The organism is Agrobacterium tumefaciens (assembly GCF_031801495.1).
GTDB classification, from domain to species: Bacteria; Pseudomonadota; Alphaproteobacteria; order Rhizobiales; family Rhizobiaceae; genus Agrobacterium; species Agrobacterium tumefaciens_K.
Genome location: NZ_JAOEGC010000001.1, coordinates 1,264,023 through 1,280,998, shown reverse-complemented (window position 1 = coordinate 1,280,998; position 16,976 = coordinate 1,264,023). Strand labels below are relative to the sequence as shown.

At 58.5% G+C, this 16,976-nt stretch carries 17 protein-coding genes and 1 pseudogene; 10 read left to right on the top strand and 8 right to left on the bottom strand.

Features of this window, described 5'->3' with window-relative positions:
* Positions 1-17 precede the first annotated feature (17 nt).
* Together N7578_RS05955 and N7578_RS05950 are read right to left on the bottom strand one after the other, a co-directional pair.
* Positions 18-482, bottom strand: a pseudogene (locus N7578_RS05955) (ester cyclase).
* A 29-nt stretch (positions 483-511) separates the two neighbouring features.
* Complete coding sequence (locus N7578_RS05950; protein WP_311109367.1) at positions 512-1,123, bottom strand: NAD(P)-dependent oxidoreductase; 612 nt, start codon at positions 1,121-1,123, stop codon at positions 512-514.
* A 142-nt stretch (positions 1,124-1,265) separates the two neighbouring features.
* On the opposite strand from N7578_RS05950, the gene N7578_RS05945 reads away from it, so the two are divergent.
* The 9 genes from N7578_RS05945 (at position 1,266) to N7578_RS05905 (ending at position 10,398) form a co-directional block, all read left to right on the top strand.
* Positions 1,266-1,643, top strand: coding sequence for a helix-turn-helix domain-containing protein (locus N7578_RS05945; RefSeq protein WP_311109366.1), 378 nt, complete (start codon positions 1,266-1,268; stop codon positions 1,641-1,643).
* A gap of 282 nt (positions 1,644-1,925) precedes the next feature.
* On the top strand, positions 1,926-2,951 hold the full coding sequence (locus tag N7578_RS05940; RefSeq protein WP_311109365.1) for a polyamine ABC transporter substrate-binding protein: 1,026 nt from the start codon (positions 1,926-1,928) through the stop codon (positions 2,949-2,951).
* Between the two features lie 23 nt (positions 2,952-2,974).
* The gene (locus N7578_RS05935) at positions 2,975-3,811 is read left to right on the top strand and encodes an ABC transporter permease (RefSeq protein ID WP_311109364.1); all 837 of its coding nucleotides are present in this window, start codon (positions 2,975-2,977) and stop codon (positions 3,809-3,811) included.
* A gap of 7 nt (positions 3,812-3,818) precedes the next feature.
* On the top strand, positions 3,819-4,607 hold the full coding sequence (locus tag N7578_RS05930; protein ID WP_311109363.1) for an ABC transporter permease: 789 nt from the start codon (positions 3,819-3,821) through the stop codon (positions 4,605-4,607).
* Between the two features lie 4 nt (positions 4,608-4,611).
* Positions 4,612-5,694, top strand: a complete 1,083-nt coding sequence (locus N7578_RS05925) for an ABC transporter ATP-binding protein (protein ID WP_311109362.1) — start codon at positions 4,612-4,614, stop codon at positions 5,692-5,694.
* A 4-nt stretch (positions 5,695-5,698) separates the two neighbouring features.
* Entirely contained in the window at positions 5,699-6,634 is a 936-nt protein-coding gene (locus N7578_RS05920; protein ID WP_311109361.1) for an N-carbamoyl-D-amino-acid hydrolase, read from the top strand.
* A 27-nt stretch (positions 6,635-6,661) separates the two neighbouring features.
* Positions 6,662-7,321, top strand: coding sequence for an XRE family transcriptional regulator (locus N7578_RS05915; protein ID WP_311109360.1), 660 nt, complete (start codon positions 6,662-6,664; stop codon positions 7,319-7,321).
* Positions 7,318-9,189 carry an adenine deaminase C-terminal domain-containing protein gene (locus tag N7578_RS05910; RefSeq protein WP_311109359.1) on the top strand — a complete coding sequence of 624 codons (1,872 nt, stop codon included), beginning with the start codon at positions 7,318-7,320 and terminating at the stop codon, positions 9,187-9,189. The genes N7578_RS05915 and N7578_RS05910 overlap by 4 nt, the downstream gene beginning before the upstream one ends.
* Before the next feature lie 39 nt (positions 9,190-9,228).
* Positions 9,229-10,398 carry an alanine racemase gene (locus tag N7578_RS05905; protein WP_311109358.1) on the top strand — a complete coding sequence of 390 codons (1,170 nt, stop codon included), beginning with the start codon at positions 9,229-9,231 and terminating at the stop codon, positions 10,396-10,398.
* 123 nt (positions 10,399-10,521) lie between these two features.
* Here N7578_RS05905 and N7578_RS05900 read toward each other — a convergent pair whose 3' ends face one another.
* The 6 genes from N7578_RS05900 to N7578_RS05875 all read right to left on the bottom strand — a co-directional run bounded on the left by N7578_RS05900 (position 10,522) and on the right by N7578_RS05875 (position 15,629).
* Positions 10,522-12,465: a methyl-accepting chemotaxis protein gene (locus N7578_RS05900; protein ID WP_311109357.1), complete on the bottom strand. Its 1,944-nt coding sequence runs from the start codon at positions 12,463-12,465 to the stop codon at positions 10,522-10,524.
* Positions 12,466-12,756: 291 nt separating this feature from the next.
* Positions 12,757-13,275 carry a DsbA family protein gene (locus N7578_RS05895; RefSeq protein WP_311109356.1) on the bottom strand — a complete coding sequence of 173 codons (519 nt, stop codon included), beginning with the start codon at positions 13,273-13,275 and terminating at the stop codon, positions 12,757-12,759.
* The gene (locus tag N7578_RS05890) at positions 13,272-13,781 is read right to left on the bottom strand and encodes a redoxin domain-containing protein (protein WP_311109355.1); all 510 of its coding nucleotides are present in this window, start codon (positions 13,779-13,781) and stop codon (positions 13,272-13,274) included. The genes N7578_RS05895 and N7578_RS05890 overlap by 4 nt, the downstream gene beginning before the upstream one ends.
* Positions 13,782-13,823: 42 nt before the next feature.
* The gene (locus N7578_RS05885; RefSeq protein WP_311109354.1) at positions 13,824-14,000 is read right to left on the bottom strand and encodes a hypothetical protein; all 177 of its coding nucleotides are present in this window, start codon (positions 13,998-14,000) and stop codon (positions 13,824-13,826) included.
* A gap of 71 nt (positions 14,001-14,071) precedes the next feature.
* Positions 14,072-15,052, bottom strand: a complete 981-nt coding sequence (locus N7578_RS05880) for an alpha/beta hydrolase (protein WP_311109353.1) — start codon at positions 15,050-15,052, stop codon at positions 14,072-14,074.
* Positions 15,053-15,110: 58 nt separating this feature from the next.
* Positions 15,111-15,629, bottom strand: a complete 519-nt coding sequence (locus tag N7578_RS05875; RefSeq protein ID WP_311109352.1) for a DNA starvation/stationary phase protection protein — start codon at positions 15,627-15,629, stop codon at positions 15,111-15,113.
* A 428-nt stretch (positions 15,630-16,057) separates the two neighbouring features.
* On the opposite strand from N7578_RS05875, the gene N7578_RS05870 reads away from it, so the two are divergent.
* A complete protein-coding gene (locus N7578_RS05870; RefSeq protein WP_311109351.1) occupies positions 16,058-16,891 on the top strand; it encodes a formate/nitrite transporter family protein in 834 nt (277 codons plus the stop codon).
* Positions 16,892-16,976 lie beyond the last annotated feature (85 nt).

Below are 16,976 nucleotides of genomic sequence, written 5' to 3'. Positions count from 1 at the left end.
CGCCCGGCCTCTATTTTTCAGAACATGGTGTTCTCGTTGGCAGACTGCCCCGGGGACACTCTGGATGACGTCCCAGTGTTCCACGATCTTGCCGTCGACCACCCGGAAGATATCGGCAACGGCCTGACCACGGTCTTCCTGAGAATTCGTGGAATGAACGTGAATCCAGACCAGATCGCCATCCGTGGAACGATGCGGGCCCTGGAGTTGGGGTTCTCCTTGAAGAAACCGGTAAAGAAAGAGACGAAAGGCTCCTTGCCATCCGGCACTTCAGGATTGTGCTGCTTGTAGTTGTCAGCGACGACCTTCGAGGCCTCTTCCGTTTCATGCCTGTTGAAGAAGCGGTCATAGAACTCGACGACGAGCTTCCGGTTCGCCTCCTCCCTGGCAAGATCGCGTGGAGCAGTCTGGGCAAAGGACGGTATGACGGCCGTTGCAAGCAACAAAGCGGCCGGAGCAAGCACCTTCAGAAACTGTGCCATGGGTGCTTATCCTTTTTTCTTTTGCGATCTTAATAGCCGGCGGTGAAGCGCTGGCGCACATGCGCTGGCTTCTCGATTTCGTCGACAAGCGCAATGGCGTAGTCCTCGAACGAAATACTGGAACCGTTTTCGTTGGCGAGAAGGGTATCTTTGCCCAGGCGGAAATTGCCGGTGCGCTCCCCCGGAACGAACATTGCGGAGGGGGAAATGAAGGTCCAGTCCAGATCTTCGACGGTCTTCAGCGTATCGAGGAAATCAGCGCCCTTTGACGCCTCAAGCTTGTATTCCGCCGGAAAGTTCGGCTGATCGACCAGACGTGCGCCTGGTGCAACTTCGAGGCTACCGGCACCGCCGACGACGAGATAACGCTTGACGCCGGATGCACGCACCGCTGCGATGAGGAGATCCGCGTCACTTGCAGTGAAGTGTACGGAAGAGATTACCACATCGTGGCCCTTCAGGAGATGCGTCAAACCGTCCTTGTCGAACACGTCGCCTTTCACCGCGGTGACATTCGCCAGTTTTGCAATTTTTTCAGGGCTACGAGCAATGGCAGTCACCTGATGACCTCGATCAGAAAGTTCCTTGAGAATACGCGATCCGGCATTGCCGGATGCACCGATCAGTGCGACTTTTGTCATATCGATAGCTCCTTGGCGTCAATCTTAAACTGGTCTAAAATGTAGACCTATGTAATTTGCTAGGACAGTTGAATTGCTCGCGCAAGAAGTCATCTTCCGATGATCTGGTCACACCGCGATGACCACATGCGCCGAGAAAGGAATGAAATTGGCGATAAAACCGACAGAGAGCGAGCCGCTCGTTTTCGATCAGCCCTGCCCCATACGTGACGTGCTGGACCGTATTGGCGACCAATGGAGCCTCCTGGTTCTGGAATCCCTGGAGAACGGCGTCCGGCGCTTCAACGAAATCCTGCGCGCCATCGGCGACATCTCGAAACAGATGCTTTCAAGAACGTTGCGGCGTCTTGAGCAGGACGGCTTCATCGCAAGGACCGTTTATGCCGAGGTGCCGCCACGCGTCGAATATGCGTTGACCGACCTTGGCCGCTCTTTTCTGGCACCGATGAAAATACTCGTCGGATGGGCGAACGACAATCACGGGGAAATCGTCAAGGCACGGGCGCATTATGGCGCGTAGGCAGAGCCGAACTGATAATCAGCCGCTCGAACGGTTGGGCAGTGTCCCAAACCACGTTTCGGTGTAACGAAGCCGCCTGATTACCCGTTAGCGAGCACTAGGAACCATTCCCGGCACGACAGCGATCTGCGCGAACATATGAAGCCATCAGAAAGTGGTGAATTGAGCACGCTCTTTTTCTCTAACTAGAAAATTTTTCTTGCACAGGAAAAGGGAATGCCTATAGCGTAGGCATCAGAAAAATATGCCCTCCTGTTGTTCACACCCCATCGGAGCCTGCCCATGCGCCTCGCATCCACCCTGACCTCTTTGCTCGTCGCCCTTGCGGCCAGCGCACCTGCGGCGCTCGCCCAGGAAAAAACCCTCGTCGTTTCCGAATGGGGCTATACACCGGAGCAATCCAACGAATTTCTTTACAAGCCGTTTGAGGCCATCTGCGGCTGCAAGATCGTCATCGACACCGGCAACAATGCCGACCGCCTGAACAAGATGCGCGTTCGCGGCGGCGTGGACGTGATGTTCATCACCGACGCCTTCACGCAACAGGGCATCGATGCGGGCGTCTTCGCGAAGATCGACCGCTCGAAATTGCCAAATCTCGCCGAAGTATACGACATCGCCAAGGCACCTCAAGGCGATGACTACGGCCCTGCCTACGTTGCCGGTCACTATGGCATCATGTACGACGCCTCGAAGGTCAAGGAACCGATCACCTCATGGAAAGACCTGTGGCGTCCTGAGTTCAAGGGTCTTGTCGCCATTCCGGGCTTCAACACCACGACCGGACCGCTGACCGCCGTGATCGCCGGCGAGCGCGCGGGCGTCGACGCTTTCAAGGATCCTGAAGGCGCATTCAAGAGCCTTGGAGAACTCAAGGAAAACGTCCGCAAGACCTACAACACCGGCTCGGAGCTGGTGAACCTGTTCTCCACCGGTGAAGTTGTGATCGCCGCCGTTCAGGATTTTGCCGCACCGGCTATCCACAAGGCCGTTCCGAACGCCAAATGGGCTCCGCTGTCCGAAGGCGATTATGCGATCTTCAACACGCTGAACATCGGTGCGAAGGCCAAGAACCCCGAACTGGCGTACCAGTTCATCAACTACAAGCTCTCAAAGGAAGTCCAGGAGAAGTTCGTGGCGGTCGGCGACAGTCCGGTCAACAAGAACGTCATCATCACTCCCGACAAGGTAGGGGACATGGCTTATGGCGATGAAGCGATCGCAAAGCTGCGCAAGCCGGACTTCAAGGCCATTCTGGCACAGAAGCCCGACTGGGAACGTCGCTGGAACGACATCTTCGCGAAGTAAGCCTGAACAGTGGATATCATCCAATGAACATCCGGCCCGGTAAGGCTCTACCCTATCTGCTGGTACTGCCGGGGACGCTCATCGTCCTCGGCCTTCTCGTCCTGCCAGTTGCTGATACATTCACCGGCACGATCGGCCCCGCGGGCGATCGTTTCGCACTTTATCGCCAGTTCTTCAGCTACGACTACAACATCGCCGTCATCGTGCGCTCCATCCGTGTTGCGCTCATCACCTCGGTGATTTCTATGTTCCTTGGTTATTTCGCGGCAAGCGTGATTGCCCGCGCCAACGGACTGTGGCGGCAGATCCTGCTTGTCTGCGCGGTTTTTCCGCTGCTGACCGGCGCCATCGTGCGCAGCTTTGCCTGGATGATCGTTCTTGGCCGTAACGGCCTCCTCAATTCCACGCTGATGTCGCTTGGCATCATCGATGAGCCGATGCCGCTGCTTTTTACGGAAATGTCGCTGATCCTCGGTCTCGTTTATCTGTTCACTCCGCTGGCGGTGCTGTCGCTGATCGGCGTCATCGAAGCGATCGACCGCAGCATCATCGATGCCGCCACATCGCTTGGCGCATCGCCGCGCGCAGTCTTCCGTCAGGTCACGCTGCCCCTGATCGCTCCGGGCCTTCTGGTCGGCGGCGTCCTCGTCTTTACCGGAAGTCTTGCGGCCTTTGCGACCGGCAGGTTGCTAGGGGGCGAAGCCGAAACCATTCTGCCGACGCTCCTCAATGAAAAAGCGATGATCAGCTTCGACTGGGATGCCGCCGGCGTCATCGCCGTAGTCATGGTCGCCATCACCTTCGCAGTCGTTCTCCTCGGCCAGTTCGCGGCGCGACGTCTCAACCCTTCGGCAGGATGACCAGGCGATGATCGACCACACTTCCCTTTTTACCCGGATCATGGCCGTTCTGGTCTTCATTTTCCTGCTGGCGCCGCTGTTCATCATCTTCGGCGCCTCCCTGACGCCGGGCACCTTTCTCTCCTTTCCACCGCAGGGCCTGTCGCTGCGCTGGTATGCCTTCGTGCTGGAAAACGAAAGTTTCATCGAGAGCTTCAAGACCAGCCTGATCGTCGCAACGGTCGGCACCGGCATCGCCATGCTGGTCGGCATCCCCGTGGCTTACGCGCTGGTTCGCCATCGCTCCGTCATTCCTGGCTGGTTCGGCTCGATTTTCTTCCTGCCGGTGCTGGTGCCGGAAATCGTGTTCGGATTTTCGCTCCTGAAGAGTGTGATCGTCACACTGGAACTGCCGATCATGACGGCGCTCCTGATCGGCCACACGATCATCGCCATTCCCTATGCGGTGCGCGTTATCGGGGCGAGCCTCGCAAGCTTCGATTTCAGCGCCGAGGAAGCCGCGATTTCGCTTGGCTGCGCGCCGCTGAAAACCTTCTTTACTGTCGTGCTGCCCAATATCCGCTCCGGCATCGTCGCGGCCTTCATTCTCGCATTCATCTCCTCGATGAACGACGTGTCCGTCTCGCTCTTCCTAACCGGACCGGGCGTCAGCACGCTTCCCATCAACCTGTTTACCTATGTCGAGCAGCATTTCGATCCATCGGTCGCGGCCGTTTCCGTGCTCCTGATGCTTCTGACGGCGATTGTTATCGTGATCGTCGAACGCACGCTCGGCCTGTCGAAAGTCATGAGATAGACCGATGACCAGCCCTACTCTTTCGCTCACCGGCGTCTCCGCCCATTACGGCACCACCCGCATCCTCGATGATCTCAATCTCACCGTCAAAAGTGGCGAACTGATTTCGCTGCTCGGCGCTTCCGGTTGCGGCAAGACGACGACGCTTCGACTGATCGCAGGCTTCCTGAAGCCCTCCACCGGATCGATCCGGCTTGGCGACCGGGAACTGACGAACCTGCCATCGCACAAGCGCGACATCGGCCTCGTTTTCCAGAATTATGCGCTGCTGCCGCATCTCAGCGTCATCGACAATGTGGGTTTCGGGCTCAAACAACGCGGCATCGCGCCCGCTGAGCGCCACAAACGCTCCATGGAGATGCTTGATATCGTCGGCATGGCGCATCTTGCCGATCGCCTGCCGTCCGCCCTGTCCGGCGGGCAGAAGCAGCGTGTGGCGTTGGCCCGCGCGCTTGTCATCGACCCGCCACTGATGATGTTTGACGAGCCCCTGTCGAACCTGGATGCCAAGCTGCGCGTCGACATGCGCGTCCAGATCCGCCGTCTGCAGATGGCCGGTCAGCGCACCGCAGTCTATGTGACGCACGATCAGGAAGAGGCCTTCTCGATTTCCGACAAGGTGGCAATCATGGACGCGGGCCGTGTCGTGCAACTCGACACGCCAGAGGTTCTCTACCGCCGTCCGGCAAACGCCTTCGTTGCCCGCTTTGTCGGCTTCGAGAACATTCTTCCCTTCCGTGTCGTGGATCGGCAGGCTGAAGGCAACGTGGAGGTCGAATTTGACGGCGGCAGCCGCGTCACACTCTCGAGTGCGGAATATGGCGACATTCCCGACCGCGGCCTGATCGCCACCCGCCCGGAAGGCCTGACGCCCCTCATCACCGGCGAAGGTATCGCAACAAACATCGGGCTGCGCACCTTTTTGGGCCGCAGTTACCAGTACCATTGTGAAAGCTCGGCAGGCACGCTGGTTGCACTGGGGGCAATCGAGGCTCCGTTCGAAGCTGGTACGGCTGTGAGCCTGACCATCAACCCGCTTTACAGCGCGATCCTGCCCTTCGAAAATCTTCCCGGCAAAAAGGAGTGACGCGATGAGCCGTTTCATCAACATTGCCTGCGCGCAGATGGGGCCAATCTCCCGCGCCGATACGCGTACCCAGGTCGTCAAACGCCAGATCGAGCTGCTGCGGGAGGCTAAATCCCGTGGCGCCGAGTTTGTCGTTTTTCCTGAACTTGCCTTCACCACTTTCTTTCCGCGCTGGGTTATTGAGAGTCAGGCAGAAATCGACAGCTATTTCGAACGGGAGATGCCCGGGCAGGAGACGCAACCGCTGTTTGATGAGGCCAAGGAACTCGGCATTGGCTTCTACATCGGTTACGCCGAACTGGCCGACGAAGGCGGGCGCACCCGCTATTTCAACACGTCGATCATTGTCGATGCCAAAGGCCAAATCGTTGGCAAATATCGCAAAGTCCACCTTCCGGGTCACGCCGAGCCCGTTCCGGGACGCGATGCGCAGCATCTGGAAAAAAGGTATTTCGAGCCCGGCAATCTGGGCTTCCCCGTCTGGCGGACCATGGACGGCATCGTCGGCATGTGCATCTGCAACGACCGCCGCTGGCCGGAAACCTATCGGGTCATGGCCCTGCAGGGCGCGGAAATGGTCTTCGTGGGCTACAACACGCCGGACAATCACACCGGCGTCTTCGACTTCGACCAATTGACCGGCTTCCATCATCAGCTCTCATTGCAGGCTGGCGCCTATCAGAACGCCACATGGGTCGCGGCGGCCGCCAAGGCAGGCTGCGAGGAAGGCACCAACATGATAGGCCTGTCGATGATCGTCGCGCCATCCGGCCAGATCGTCGCGATGGCGTCGACGACGGACGACGAGATCATCAGCGCGAAATGCGACCTCGACATGGGTGTCCTGTACCGGCGCACGATCTTCGATTTCGCTCGACACCGCGAACCATCGCAATACGGTCTGATCGTCGAGCGCAAAGGACCAATCGTCGAGGTTTGAAAGCGACCAGCTTGGGGAAGGTGACAGATGGCGGAAAACGAGGCAACGCAGCAGATGCCGGTTGCAGTCGACGGGCGCACTGCGGAAAAAACCATCGGTATGCCGGTCGGTGCAATCCTATCACGGTTGCGCTTCGAAAACCGCTGGACGCTGGCCGAAGTTTCACGCCGCACCGGCGTCTCCATTTCCGCACTGTCAAAAATCGAGAACAACCAGTCCACCCCTGCCTACAGCGTGCTGGTGCGTCTGGCGGATGGGCTCGGCATAGATTTTTCCGATCTGATCGGCAGTTCCACCCAGAAATTCGCCTCGGCCGCCCGTGTCATTACCCGCTCTGGTGAAGGTACCACCTATGTCAACAAGATGGGCGCCTACGAAGCGCTCGCCTCCGGCCTTGCCGCAAAATCGATGCAGCCGATGGTCATTGACATCCCCAAGCGTGCCAGCAACGGCAAGACGGTTCGCAGCGCCCACAGGGCCGAAGAGTTCGTTTATGTGCTCGATGGCGAAGTGATCTTCTTCATGGAGCCTTACGCTCCAATCGTGCTGAAAACCGGCGACAGTGTTTATTTCGACGGTGCAAGCGAACACGGCTTCTCTTCAAACGGCGACAACATCGCCCGCATTCTCTCAATTTGCCTGGAACGCCCCGCAAACGCGACCAATTCCGGCGAGGATATCGCATGACCAAAAACACCACTCTCGAAGACATCAACATCGAGGCAGCCAACGAGATCAAGATCCGCCAGCGCCTGACGCTCGTTGCACTGGGTAAGGAGCAAGCGGACGTCGCCCTGCGCGTCGGCAGGTTGCTCGACGTGGCCACCCGCACCTGGGCCGAAGACCAGGAAATCATCATCAAGGACCGCCGAATTGCCTATGTGGGCAAGGCAGGCAGCTATCCAGGCGAGGTCATCACCCGTATTCACGAGCCGGATCTTGCCGCTGTTCCCGGCCTTGGCGAAGTCCACAAGCATATCGAAAGCTCACATCTGACGCCGGAATGGGAAGCTGCCCTTGTTCTGCCGCGTGGCAATACCTGGACCTGCGAGGCAAGCCACGAGTTTTCCAACGTCAATGGCGCCAAGACGCTGGAATTCTGGCTGAAGGCGCGTGAAGCCGGTTCGCCGCTGAAGATTTTCCCCCTGCCCGGCTCCGCCGTGCCGCCCACCGCATATGAGCATGGCGGTGGCGACTTCGGGTACGACGAACAGAAGGCTTTCCTAAAGGACAGCCTGATGACGGCCGGTCTTGACGAGGTGATGGACTGGCCAGCCGTCTGGAACCCGGAAAATCCGTCCTACGACCGGCTTTGGGGCATGATCCGTGCCACGTTCGAAAAACGTGCCGTGGTCGAAGGCCATGCGGCCGGTATCCGCGACGTGCCGACGATCAATGCCTTCGCCGCCGCTGGTCTTTCCTCCGACCATGAAGCATGGACGGTGGAAGAGTTCTGGGAAAAGCTGACGCATGGCCTGTTCATGGAACTGAGGCCGCACAGCCTGCCGGAAGTCATCAAGGGACTTCTGGAGCGTGGCCTCACCGACTGGTCGCAAATCGCGCTGACGACCGACGACCGCTCCGCCTCCGACACGCTGAAACTGGGCGCCACCGACCATAACGTTCGCCTTGCAATTCAGGCTGGTCTGGCACCGGAAATCGCCATTCAGTGTGTGACGATCAACCCTGCCCGCCACATGCGACTAACGCCCTGGGTCGGCTCTATCGCGCCCGGCCGTTATGCCGATATCGTCCTGTTATCCGATGTCGAGACATTCGAAATCGCAAAAGTCTGGGCGGACGGAAAACAGGTTTCGGACGGCAAGACCTACCTACCTGACGTGCCGCGCATCGACTGGCCGGAATGGGCAACGAAGACAGTCAACATCGGCCGTGCGCTGACGGCGGACGATTTCGCCATAAAGGCAGAAGCGGGTCGCGATAGGATGACGGCTGCCGTTCTTCGACCCTTCCACTGGTCGGACGATTTCCTGACTTTCGATCTGCCCGTGAAGTACGGTCTCGTGCAGCGAGACGAAAGCCGCAACATCACCAAGTTTTCCGTCATCGACCGATTCTCCGGCAATGCGGGCGTGTCAAAGATGTTCTGGCTCGGTTGCGGACCGTCAACCCCGGACACGGCGCTTGCCTGCTCCATGGCACATGACAAGCACAATATCTGGTGCGTTGGCTCTTCCGACGAGGCGATGGCAAAAGCTGTCAATGCGGTTGCAGACAATGACGGCGGCTGGGCCTTGGTACATGCCGGTGAAGTTGTTGCCCGTGTGCGCTACGAAGTGGCGGGCCTGATGAGCTGCCGCCCGGCGGAAGCCTTGCATGAAGAAATGCAGGCACTCTATGCGGCGGGCGAAAAGATTGAATGGATGTATGAGCCCACCTTCATGCCGCGCTGGTTCCCCGGCTTTCCGGAGCGCCTGGCCTTCGCCACCCTGACCTGCGCCCCGTGGCGCTGGGTTCTGGTCGCACCGAGCGATCATGCCCCCCAGGGTCTGGTCAACGTGCAGACCGGCGCAACGCATCCGGTGGTCTTCTGAGGCGGGGCTTTCTCCCGCCACTTCAAGGAAAGTGTGAGCATGTCCTCTGCTGTTTTAGCCTGCTCGGATCCGGATCTGGCAAGCCGGTTTCCAGGATTCGATGAGCTTGTCGAGCCACGGGTGGTTGTCGATCTTCCGACACTGCACCGCAACCTCAAGGCCATGGCGGAGATCGTCGGTGAGGGGGCTGAGCTGCACCCGCATGTGAAGACCCACAAGAGCCTCACCATCGCAAAGGCACAGCGCGATCAGGGTGCAAAAGGCTTCACGGTGGCACGCGCGCACGAAGCACGAATGCTGCTTGAGGCCGGGCTTGATCCGATCACCATCGCCTACCCGCTGATTTCACCCGAGACGATTGCGGCCCTCCTGACCTTGGCTGGCGATCCCCGCAGGTTGCGCTTCATCGCAGATAGCGAGACTGGCGTGGCCGCCCTCACCGCAGCAGGCCAGAAGCTCGGCTTCCGTGTCCAGGTGTTCGTCAAGGTCGATGTCGGGCTGCACCGTTGCGGCGTCGATCCAAAGGCAGATGCCGGACTGCAGCTCGCCACAGCGATCGATCGCGATCCGCATCTGAGCTTTGCCGGACTGCTCTCCCATGCCGGTCATGCCTATGGCGCGGCAGGCCGGGATGCCATCCGTGCCGTTGCAGCCGAGGAACTGTCCCTCCTTGCGGAATTTCGGAGCCGTGTGGAGAAAAGCGGCATCGTCGTTCCCCGTGTTTCCATCGGCAGCACGCCGACCCTGTTGGCCAATGCCGGGTTCGAAGGCGTTGATGAGGTACGTCCCGGAAACTATGCATTCCTCGACCTGACGGCCGTTCGCCTCGGCATCGCGAGCCGTGCTGATGTTGCGCTCGGCGTCGCTGCCCGCATCGTTTCGGCAAACGAGCACTACGCCATCGCCAATGTCGGGTCGAAAACGTTGTCCTCGGATCTCGGAGCACATGGCACCTCGGCGACCAGCAGCTATGGTGAAGCGTGGATTTCGGGCGAGAAAAGCCCGCTACCGGTCCTGAAACTGTCAGAGGAGCACGCGTTTGTCTCCTATTCAGGAAAACGCCCTGCCAACGGCACGCCTATCCTCATTTTTCCCAATCACAGCTGCCCCGTCGCCAATCTCAGCGGAGGCATGCTGGGCCTGGGCGACGACCAGTTTGGAGCGCAGGAAATTCCCGTCGAGGGCATCCGGGCACAACGCCCTTCCTGACCATGACTGTAGGCTGAACCCAAAACATCAGGCCCGGAAAGTCTGCAGACTTTCCGGGCCTGATGCGTTTATCGATGCGGTCAGTTTCTCACGCCAGACAGACGTTGGAAACGCCGCCGGTCATCAGAACTCTTCCCAGCTGTCGGCCGACGTGTTCAGCGCGGCATTGCCGGAGAAGGCGGCCCGGATGCGTCCACCGAGAGCGCGAGCCGGAGAAGCGGCTGGCCTGTCGACGGGCGATGCCGCACGCACCGGAGCGGATGCTTCGCTGTAACCGCCGTCAGAGAGCTTGAACTGGGCAAGCTGCTGATTGAGAGAAGACGCCTCACGTGCAAGACCATGGCTCGCAGCGGTGCTTTCTTCCACCATCGCAGCGTTCTTCTGCGTATCCTGATCCATCTGGTTCACAGCCGTATTGATCTGCTGAAGACCGGAGGACTGTTCCTGAGCGGATTCTGCGATTGCCGCGACATGCCGGTTGATTTCCTGCACGTCGGTAACGATCAGTTCCAGAGCCTTGCCGGTTTCACCAACCAGCTGCACGCCCTCCTGAACCTGACTGTTCGACGTCGTGATGAGATTCTTGATCTCCTTGGCCGCACCTGCGGAACGCTGCGCCAGTTCACGGACTTCCTGCGCAACAACGGCAAAGCCCTTGCCCGCTTCACCGGCGCGGGCTGCTTCGACGCCCGCATTCAGTGCCAGAAGATTTGTCTGGAAAGCGATCTCGTCGATTACGCCAATGATGTTGGAAATCTCGTTGGCGGATGCTGCGATCTGTTCCATCGCGGCGACAGCCTTCTGAACGACTTCGCCCGATTTTTCTGCGCCGACCCGTGCTCGGCCAACGAGATGACCTGCCTCTTGGGCGCGCTTGGTCGAGTCCTTCACCGTCGTGGTGATCTCTTCGAGGGCGGCGGCGGTCTGCTCCACGGCAGCGGCCTGCTGCTCAGTACGCTTGGCCAGATCGTCAGCGGCAGCGCGGATCTCGTTCGCACCGGCATCGATACCACGAGCATTCTGCGCAACCTGGTTCAGGGTCAACTGCAGCTGTTCAGCAGCACGGTTGAAGTCGCCGCGAATGCTATCTAGGCTGGATACGAATGGCTGAACGATGCGGTAGGTGACATCACCCTTGGCGATTTTGGAGAGAGCCGTCGCAAGATTGTCGACAGCAAACTGTACATCTGCGGATTCTTTCGCCTTCTGCTTCTCCCGTTCGATCCGCTCTTTTTCGGACATAGACCGGTTGGCCTCTGTCTCGTTCTCGAGACGGATACGTTCGATCGCGCTTTCCCGGAAGATCTGGACGGCAGCAGCCATCTGGCCAACTTCGTCCTTACGGTCCATGCCGTCGACTTCACTATCCGTATCGCCTGCCGCCAGGGAGACCATACGTTCGCGAAGTCGCGCGATGGGTGCCGTGATGCCCTGCGAAGAAATGTACAGACCGAGACCGATCAAGGCCAGCGAAGCAATCGCAATAGCAACCAGACCTGTCCAGATGGTGTCATTCGTCTCGACGGTGAGCAGCGCACTGCCGTCATTCATGACCTTGATGAGCAGATCATTGCCTGCGCTGATTTCCGTCCCGACTTCGGTGACTTTCCCAAGGACAGAGAGCGACAACTGCTTTGCTTCGGCCTGCTGTCCGGCCTGCATCAGGGTCATGACCTTGTTGCCCATGACCTCGACTTCGGCAACGCCCTTCAAGATACTACGAGCGGCATCCGTACGGGAGGGAACCAGCCGCATGATCTGATTCTGCCGTTCCTCAAGCTGCTGGCGATTACTCTTGAAAGTATTGACAGCATCATTGAAGTAGCTGCTGTTGGGCTCGTTGATGGTGAAGCGCAGCGTCTGGATGGCGAGCGCGTTGAGGTTTCCGCTGGTTCTGGCGTTCAGAACGGCAGCAAGCCCTTCATTGGCGATAAAATCGCTGTAGACATCATCCGTGTTCTTATATTGCCAGCTTACGTAGCTTACACCGCAAAGGGACAACAAGCTCATCAGTGATATGACAAAAACGACCTTCGTTTTTATCGTGGTATTCTTCAAGAAAGACATGAATAGCCTCAGGCAAGCGCTCCCCCTAGCCCTCTCTCAGGTGACCGGAGAAACATACAACAATACATCGCTGGTAGCTGTACCCTCTTCATAGGGCGACAAGCGGCTATCCTGCTTCAGGCCACCGAGGCGGCGCAGGAAAAAGATCCGCTTGTTCTACCGGCTCCGCCGAGGAAACCTTGGAACCTGCGCGCGCAGATTCCATAAAATCACTGAACGAAGTGTTACTTCGGACATACGAATTTGCGTCAATGTGGCGTCGAATTATGCATTCTTAGAGCAGCGCACCAGCTATTCCATCTGCCGAAGAACCGCAATCAATGTCTCGGTGTCACGCGGACCGTTATATATCAAGCCGTTGATGAACAATGTTGGGGTGCCATTGACGCCGCTTCTCAATCCGCCCTCGAAATCATTCTCGATCTTCCGGTCAAAGCGGCTTGCCACGTCTCTACCCACCTCCGCGAACGGAATGCCCAAACGCTCTCCGTAACGACGCAGATCATTTTCCGTCAGTGACTGCTGATTTTCATAAAGAAGGTCGTGCGCCTGCCAGAAAAGCCCATGGTTGGCCGCCGTTTCGGCAAATTCCGCAGCACGGACCGCATGTGGATGCATATCAGCGAGAGGAAAGTTCCGAAACACAAAACAAAGATCGTCGCCCATGGCGTTCTTTACAGCTTTGAGAACGGGATAGGCCTCACCGCAATAGGGGCATTCGTAGTCTCCATATTCCACCAGCGTCACGGCTGCGGAACGTGGACCCTGCATATGATCCTGATCATTGACGGGGATGGTGAGCCTGGTCATGCGCGAGCCTCCTTTGATGGTTCATTGACGGCCAGATCGTCCAACGCATCCAGAATGCCGTCGGCACCCGGATTGATGCCGAGCGGAGAGACATAGCTCCAACGGATGATCCCGTTAGCGTCGATCACGAACAACGCGCGCTCGGTGACGCCATCATCGTGACGGTAGACACCATAGCGACGGGCGATGTCGCCTTTCGGCTCGAAGTCGGAAAGCAGGGGAAAGTGCAGGTTGCGTGCAGCAGCGAATGCCGCATGGCACCACACGCCATCCACCGAAATACCGACCAGTTGCGCACCCCGGGCATGGAAGGCGGGTAGCGCCGCGTTATAGAGAACCATCTGATCACCACAGACGGGACTCCAGTCAGCAGGGTAAAACGCCAATATGACCGGCGCGCCGCGCAGATCGTCCAGCGTCACCAACTGGTCAGGCGTGGAATGCAGGCTGAAAGCAGGCGCAGGCGTTCCCGCTTCAAGTGCCGTTCTAGATTTCGGGTCAGACATGACTTTGCTCTCCTATCGCTCCAAATCGCGCATCAGCCACGATCAAAGCCGGATAACGGGTTGAGACGCAGGGACGCTCGCCTCGTCCTCAAATCGGGCTTCTTCTTGTGCAGGTGAATGCTGCAGCAGAGGAAGCTCCAGCTGAATGTTTTCCATCTCAGGAAGGCTTGCGATGCCATCACGAAGGGCGGGATCGTCAGAGGGCTTAGATATCGGCATTGCTCTCTCCTGCGTGATCGGGATCGCCCCGCCACCCGCATGGTCCGCAGGTGGCGGGAAATTCCAGAGCGTCAACCTCTCACGAAGGCAAGCAGATCAGGGTTGATGACATCGGCGTGGGTCGTGAGCATGCCGTGCGGATACCCCTTATAGACCTTCAGCGTGCCGTTCTTGAGGTACTTGATGGCAAGCTCGGCGGCATCGGCGATCGGCACGATCTGGTCATCGTCGCCCTGCGTTACGAGCGTGGGAACCGTTATTGCCTTCAGGTCGTCCGTCTGGTCCGTTTCCGAAAAGGCCTTGATGCCATCATAGTGCGCCTTCGCGCCACCCATCATGCCCTGACGCCACCAGTTGTCGATAACCGCCGGATAGACTTTGGCGTCGGGACGATTGAAGCCATAGAACGGCCCGGAGGCAACATCGAGGAAGAATTGCGCACGGTTGGCAGCAAGTGCAGCACGGAAACCATCAAAGACCTCGATCGGCGTGCCACCAGGATTCGACGTGGTTTTTAGCATCAGCGGCGGAACGGCCGAAACAAGAATGGCCTTTGCGACGCGCCCCTGCGGCTGGCCATATCTGGCGACATAACGGGCGACTTCGCCGCCACCGGTGGAGTGGCCGATATGCACGGCATTCCGCAGGTCGAGATGCTCCATGACGGCGCTGGCATCGGCTGCGTAGTGGTCCATATCGTGACCATCGCTGACCTGCTGCGAACGGCCATGGCCGCGGCGATCATGGGCAACGACGCGGTAGCCGTTGGCAAGGAAAAACAGCATCTGCGTGTCCCAGTCGTCGGAGGACAGAGGCCAGCCGTGATGGAAAACGATCGGCTGCGCGTCCTTTGGACCCCAGTCCTTGAAATAGATATCAACGCCATCCTTGGTTCTGACGAATGATTCGCTCATGGAAAATACTCCTTCGTTCGATGTGCGGGTGTTTTTGGAAAAGGCGAGCGACGGTATCGTCATCGCAGTGGAAAGCACGGCACCAGCCAGCAGGACATGCCGTCTGGAAATTGCCAGTTCGATCGAGTTTTCGATCATTTCATTGTCTCCGGGTCGTATGGGAGAAGCCTTGCGCGGGATGGCGCGGACCGGGCGTTCAGCGCCCGCGACGCGTCGTCTCGAACAGGAACCAGGTGCGGCGCTCTGTTTCGTCGATCCAGTTTTCAATCAGGCTGGTCGTCGCATGATCGTTGTGCGCTGACGTCAGGGTGTGCGTCTGCCGCAGGATTGCAGCAAGCTGCTTGTTGTCTTCGCGCAGCTCGGCAAGCATGTCGTCAGGGCCGACGAAATCGGCGTCATTATCAAGAAGGCGCTGAACGCGGCCAATATGACCGATGGAGCGGATGGTCGTCCCACCGATCTTGCGGGCGCGCTCGGCAATGTCGTCCGTCATAGCGAAGATCTGCGCACCCTGCTCGTCGAGCAGGGTGTGATAATCGTGAAAATGCGGACCGGAAACATGCCAGTGGAAGTTCTTGGTCTTGATATAAAGAGCGAAAACATCCGCCAGCAACGCCGTCAGAGCAGCGGAGATTTCGCGGGTCGCATCGCCCCCAAGATCGGTCGGGGTCGAAAGCGGAAGTTTACGGGTTCTAGTAGCTGTGATCGAGTCCATGATCGTTCTCCTTGGTGCGATCGACCGCCCAACTGCTGGGCGCTCGTAGTGAGGCTGTCTGATCTGCGCCGAAGATATGAAGAAGAGCCGTGTGGACGAAATCGCCAGCTCGTACAGTCGAGCCGATACCTAAGTGTAGTTTCGGCAGAAGGGGCTACGGGTTAGCTTCCGGTCATCGCCTCACCCCGCCCGAAGGCGATTGGCTCTTCAAAGCCATCTGCTCCGGTGTCCCTCCCCTCCTCCGGAGTCGCGGATCTCCCCTCGATCCGCCAAGGCCGTCTCCTACCGCCCGGAGACGGCCTTTTTTTCTTCGGGCACTCCTGCTGGATGGCCTACACCTTGGTATGATTCAGCCGATGGAAACGAGGGACTAGCCTTTCTGCATCGAAAACAGCCGTCCGCGGACGGCAAGATGCAAGGATTTCATCATGTATCAGGATTCCATTACGAGCTTCGCCGAATCCGGCGCGCACAAGGCGCTTGTCGTCCGCACCCAGCTTTTCGCATTCCTGACGGGTGCCGCCATGGCTGGCGCCTATATCGGTTTCGGCGACATCCTCATGTTCACCGCAAGCGCACATGTGGATGCGGCATGGGTCCATCTGGTGATGGGGGTAGTATTCTCCTCCGCTTTGACGATCATCGTCTTTGCAGGGGCTGAGCTGTTTACGGGGACGGCGATGTACATGCCACTGGCGGTACTGACGCGCCGGGCATCCATTGCCGATACGTTTCTCGTTTGGGCAGCAGCATGGGCAGGCAACCTCATCGGCGCCGCCATTCTCGCCGCCCTGTTTCACATCGCGGGTGGCGGTGTCCTGCTTGGCGATGGCAGCGCGGCATTCTTCTCCGCGGTTTCCGCCAAGATGTCCGCCGGTTCAACGGAACTGTTCGCGCGTGGCATATTGTGCAACTGGCTGGTATGTCTGGCAATCTGGATGGCAGGCCGCACGGAAAACGCCGCCGCCAAGATCATGCTGATCTTCTGGCCGATCACCATTTTTGTCGCCGCAGGTTACGAACATTCCGTCGCCAACATGTTCACCTTTTCCATGGCGCTGATGGGCGAACATCCTGTTGGCGTAACCTTCCAGGGTGCAGTGCACAATCTCACCTGGGTAACGCTTGGCAATCTGGTCGGAGGCGCTGTCTTCATGGCGCTGGGTTACTGGGTCCAGCTCCGCAGCAGTGGCCACGTATCCTTCGTTCCGGCTCCCGCAAGGCTCGTCAAAAGCGTACAGGCGGATAGCAAGGAGGCCTGAGTTCTGGTGGTCGAGCGGCCGGCGTTATCCAAACGCCGCCGCGTTGATCGACACAATCTCACAAGACAAGCAAAACCGAAAAAAA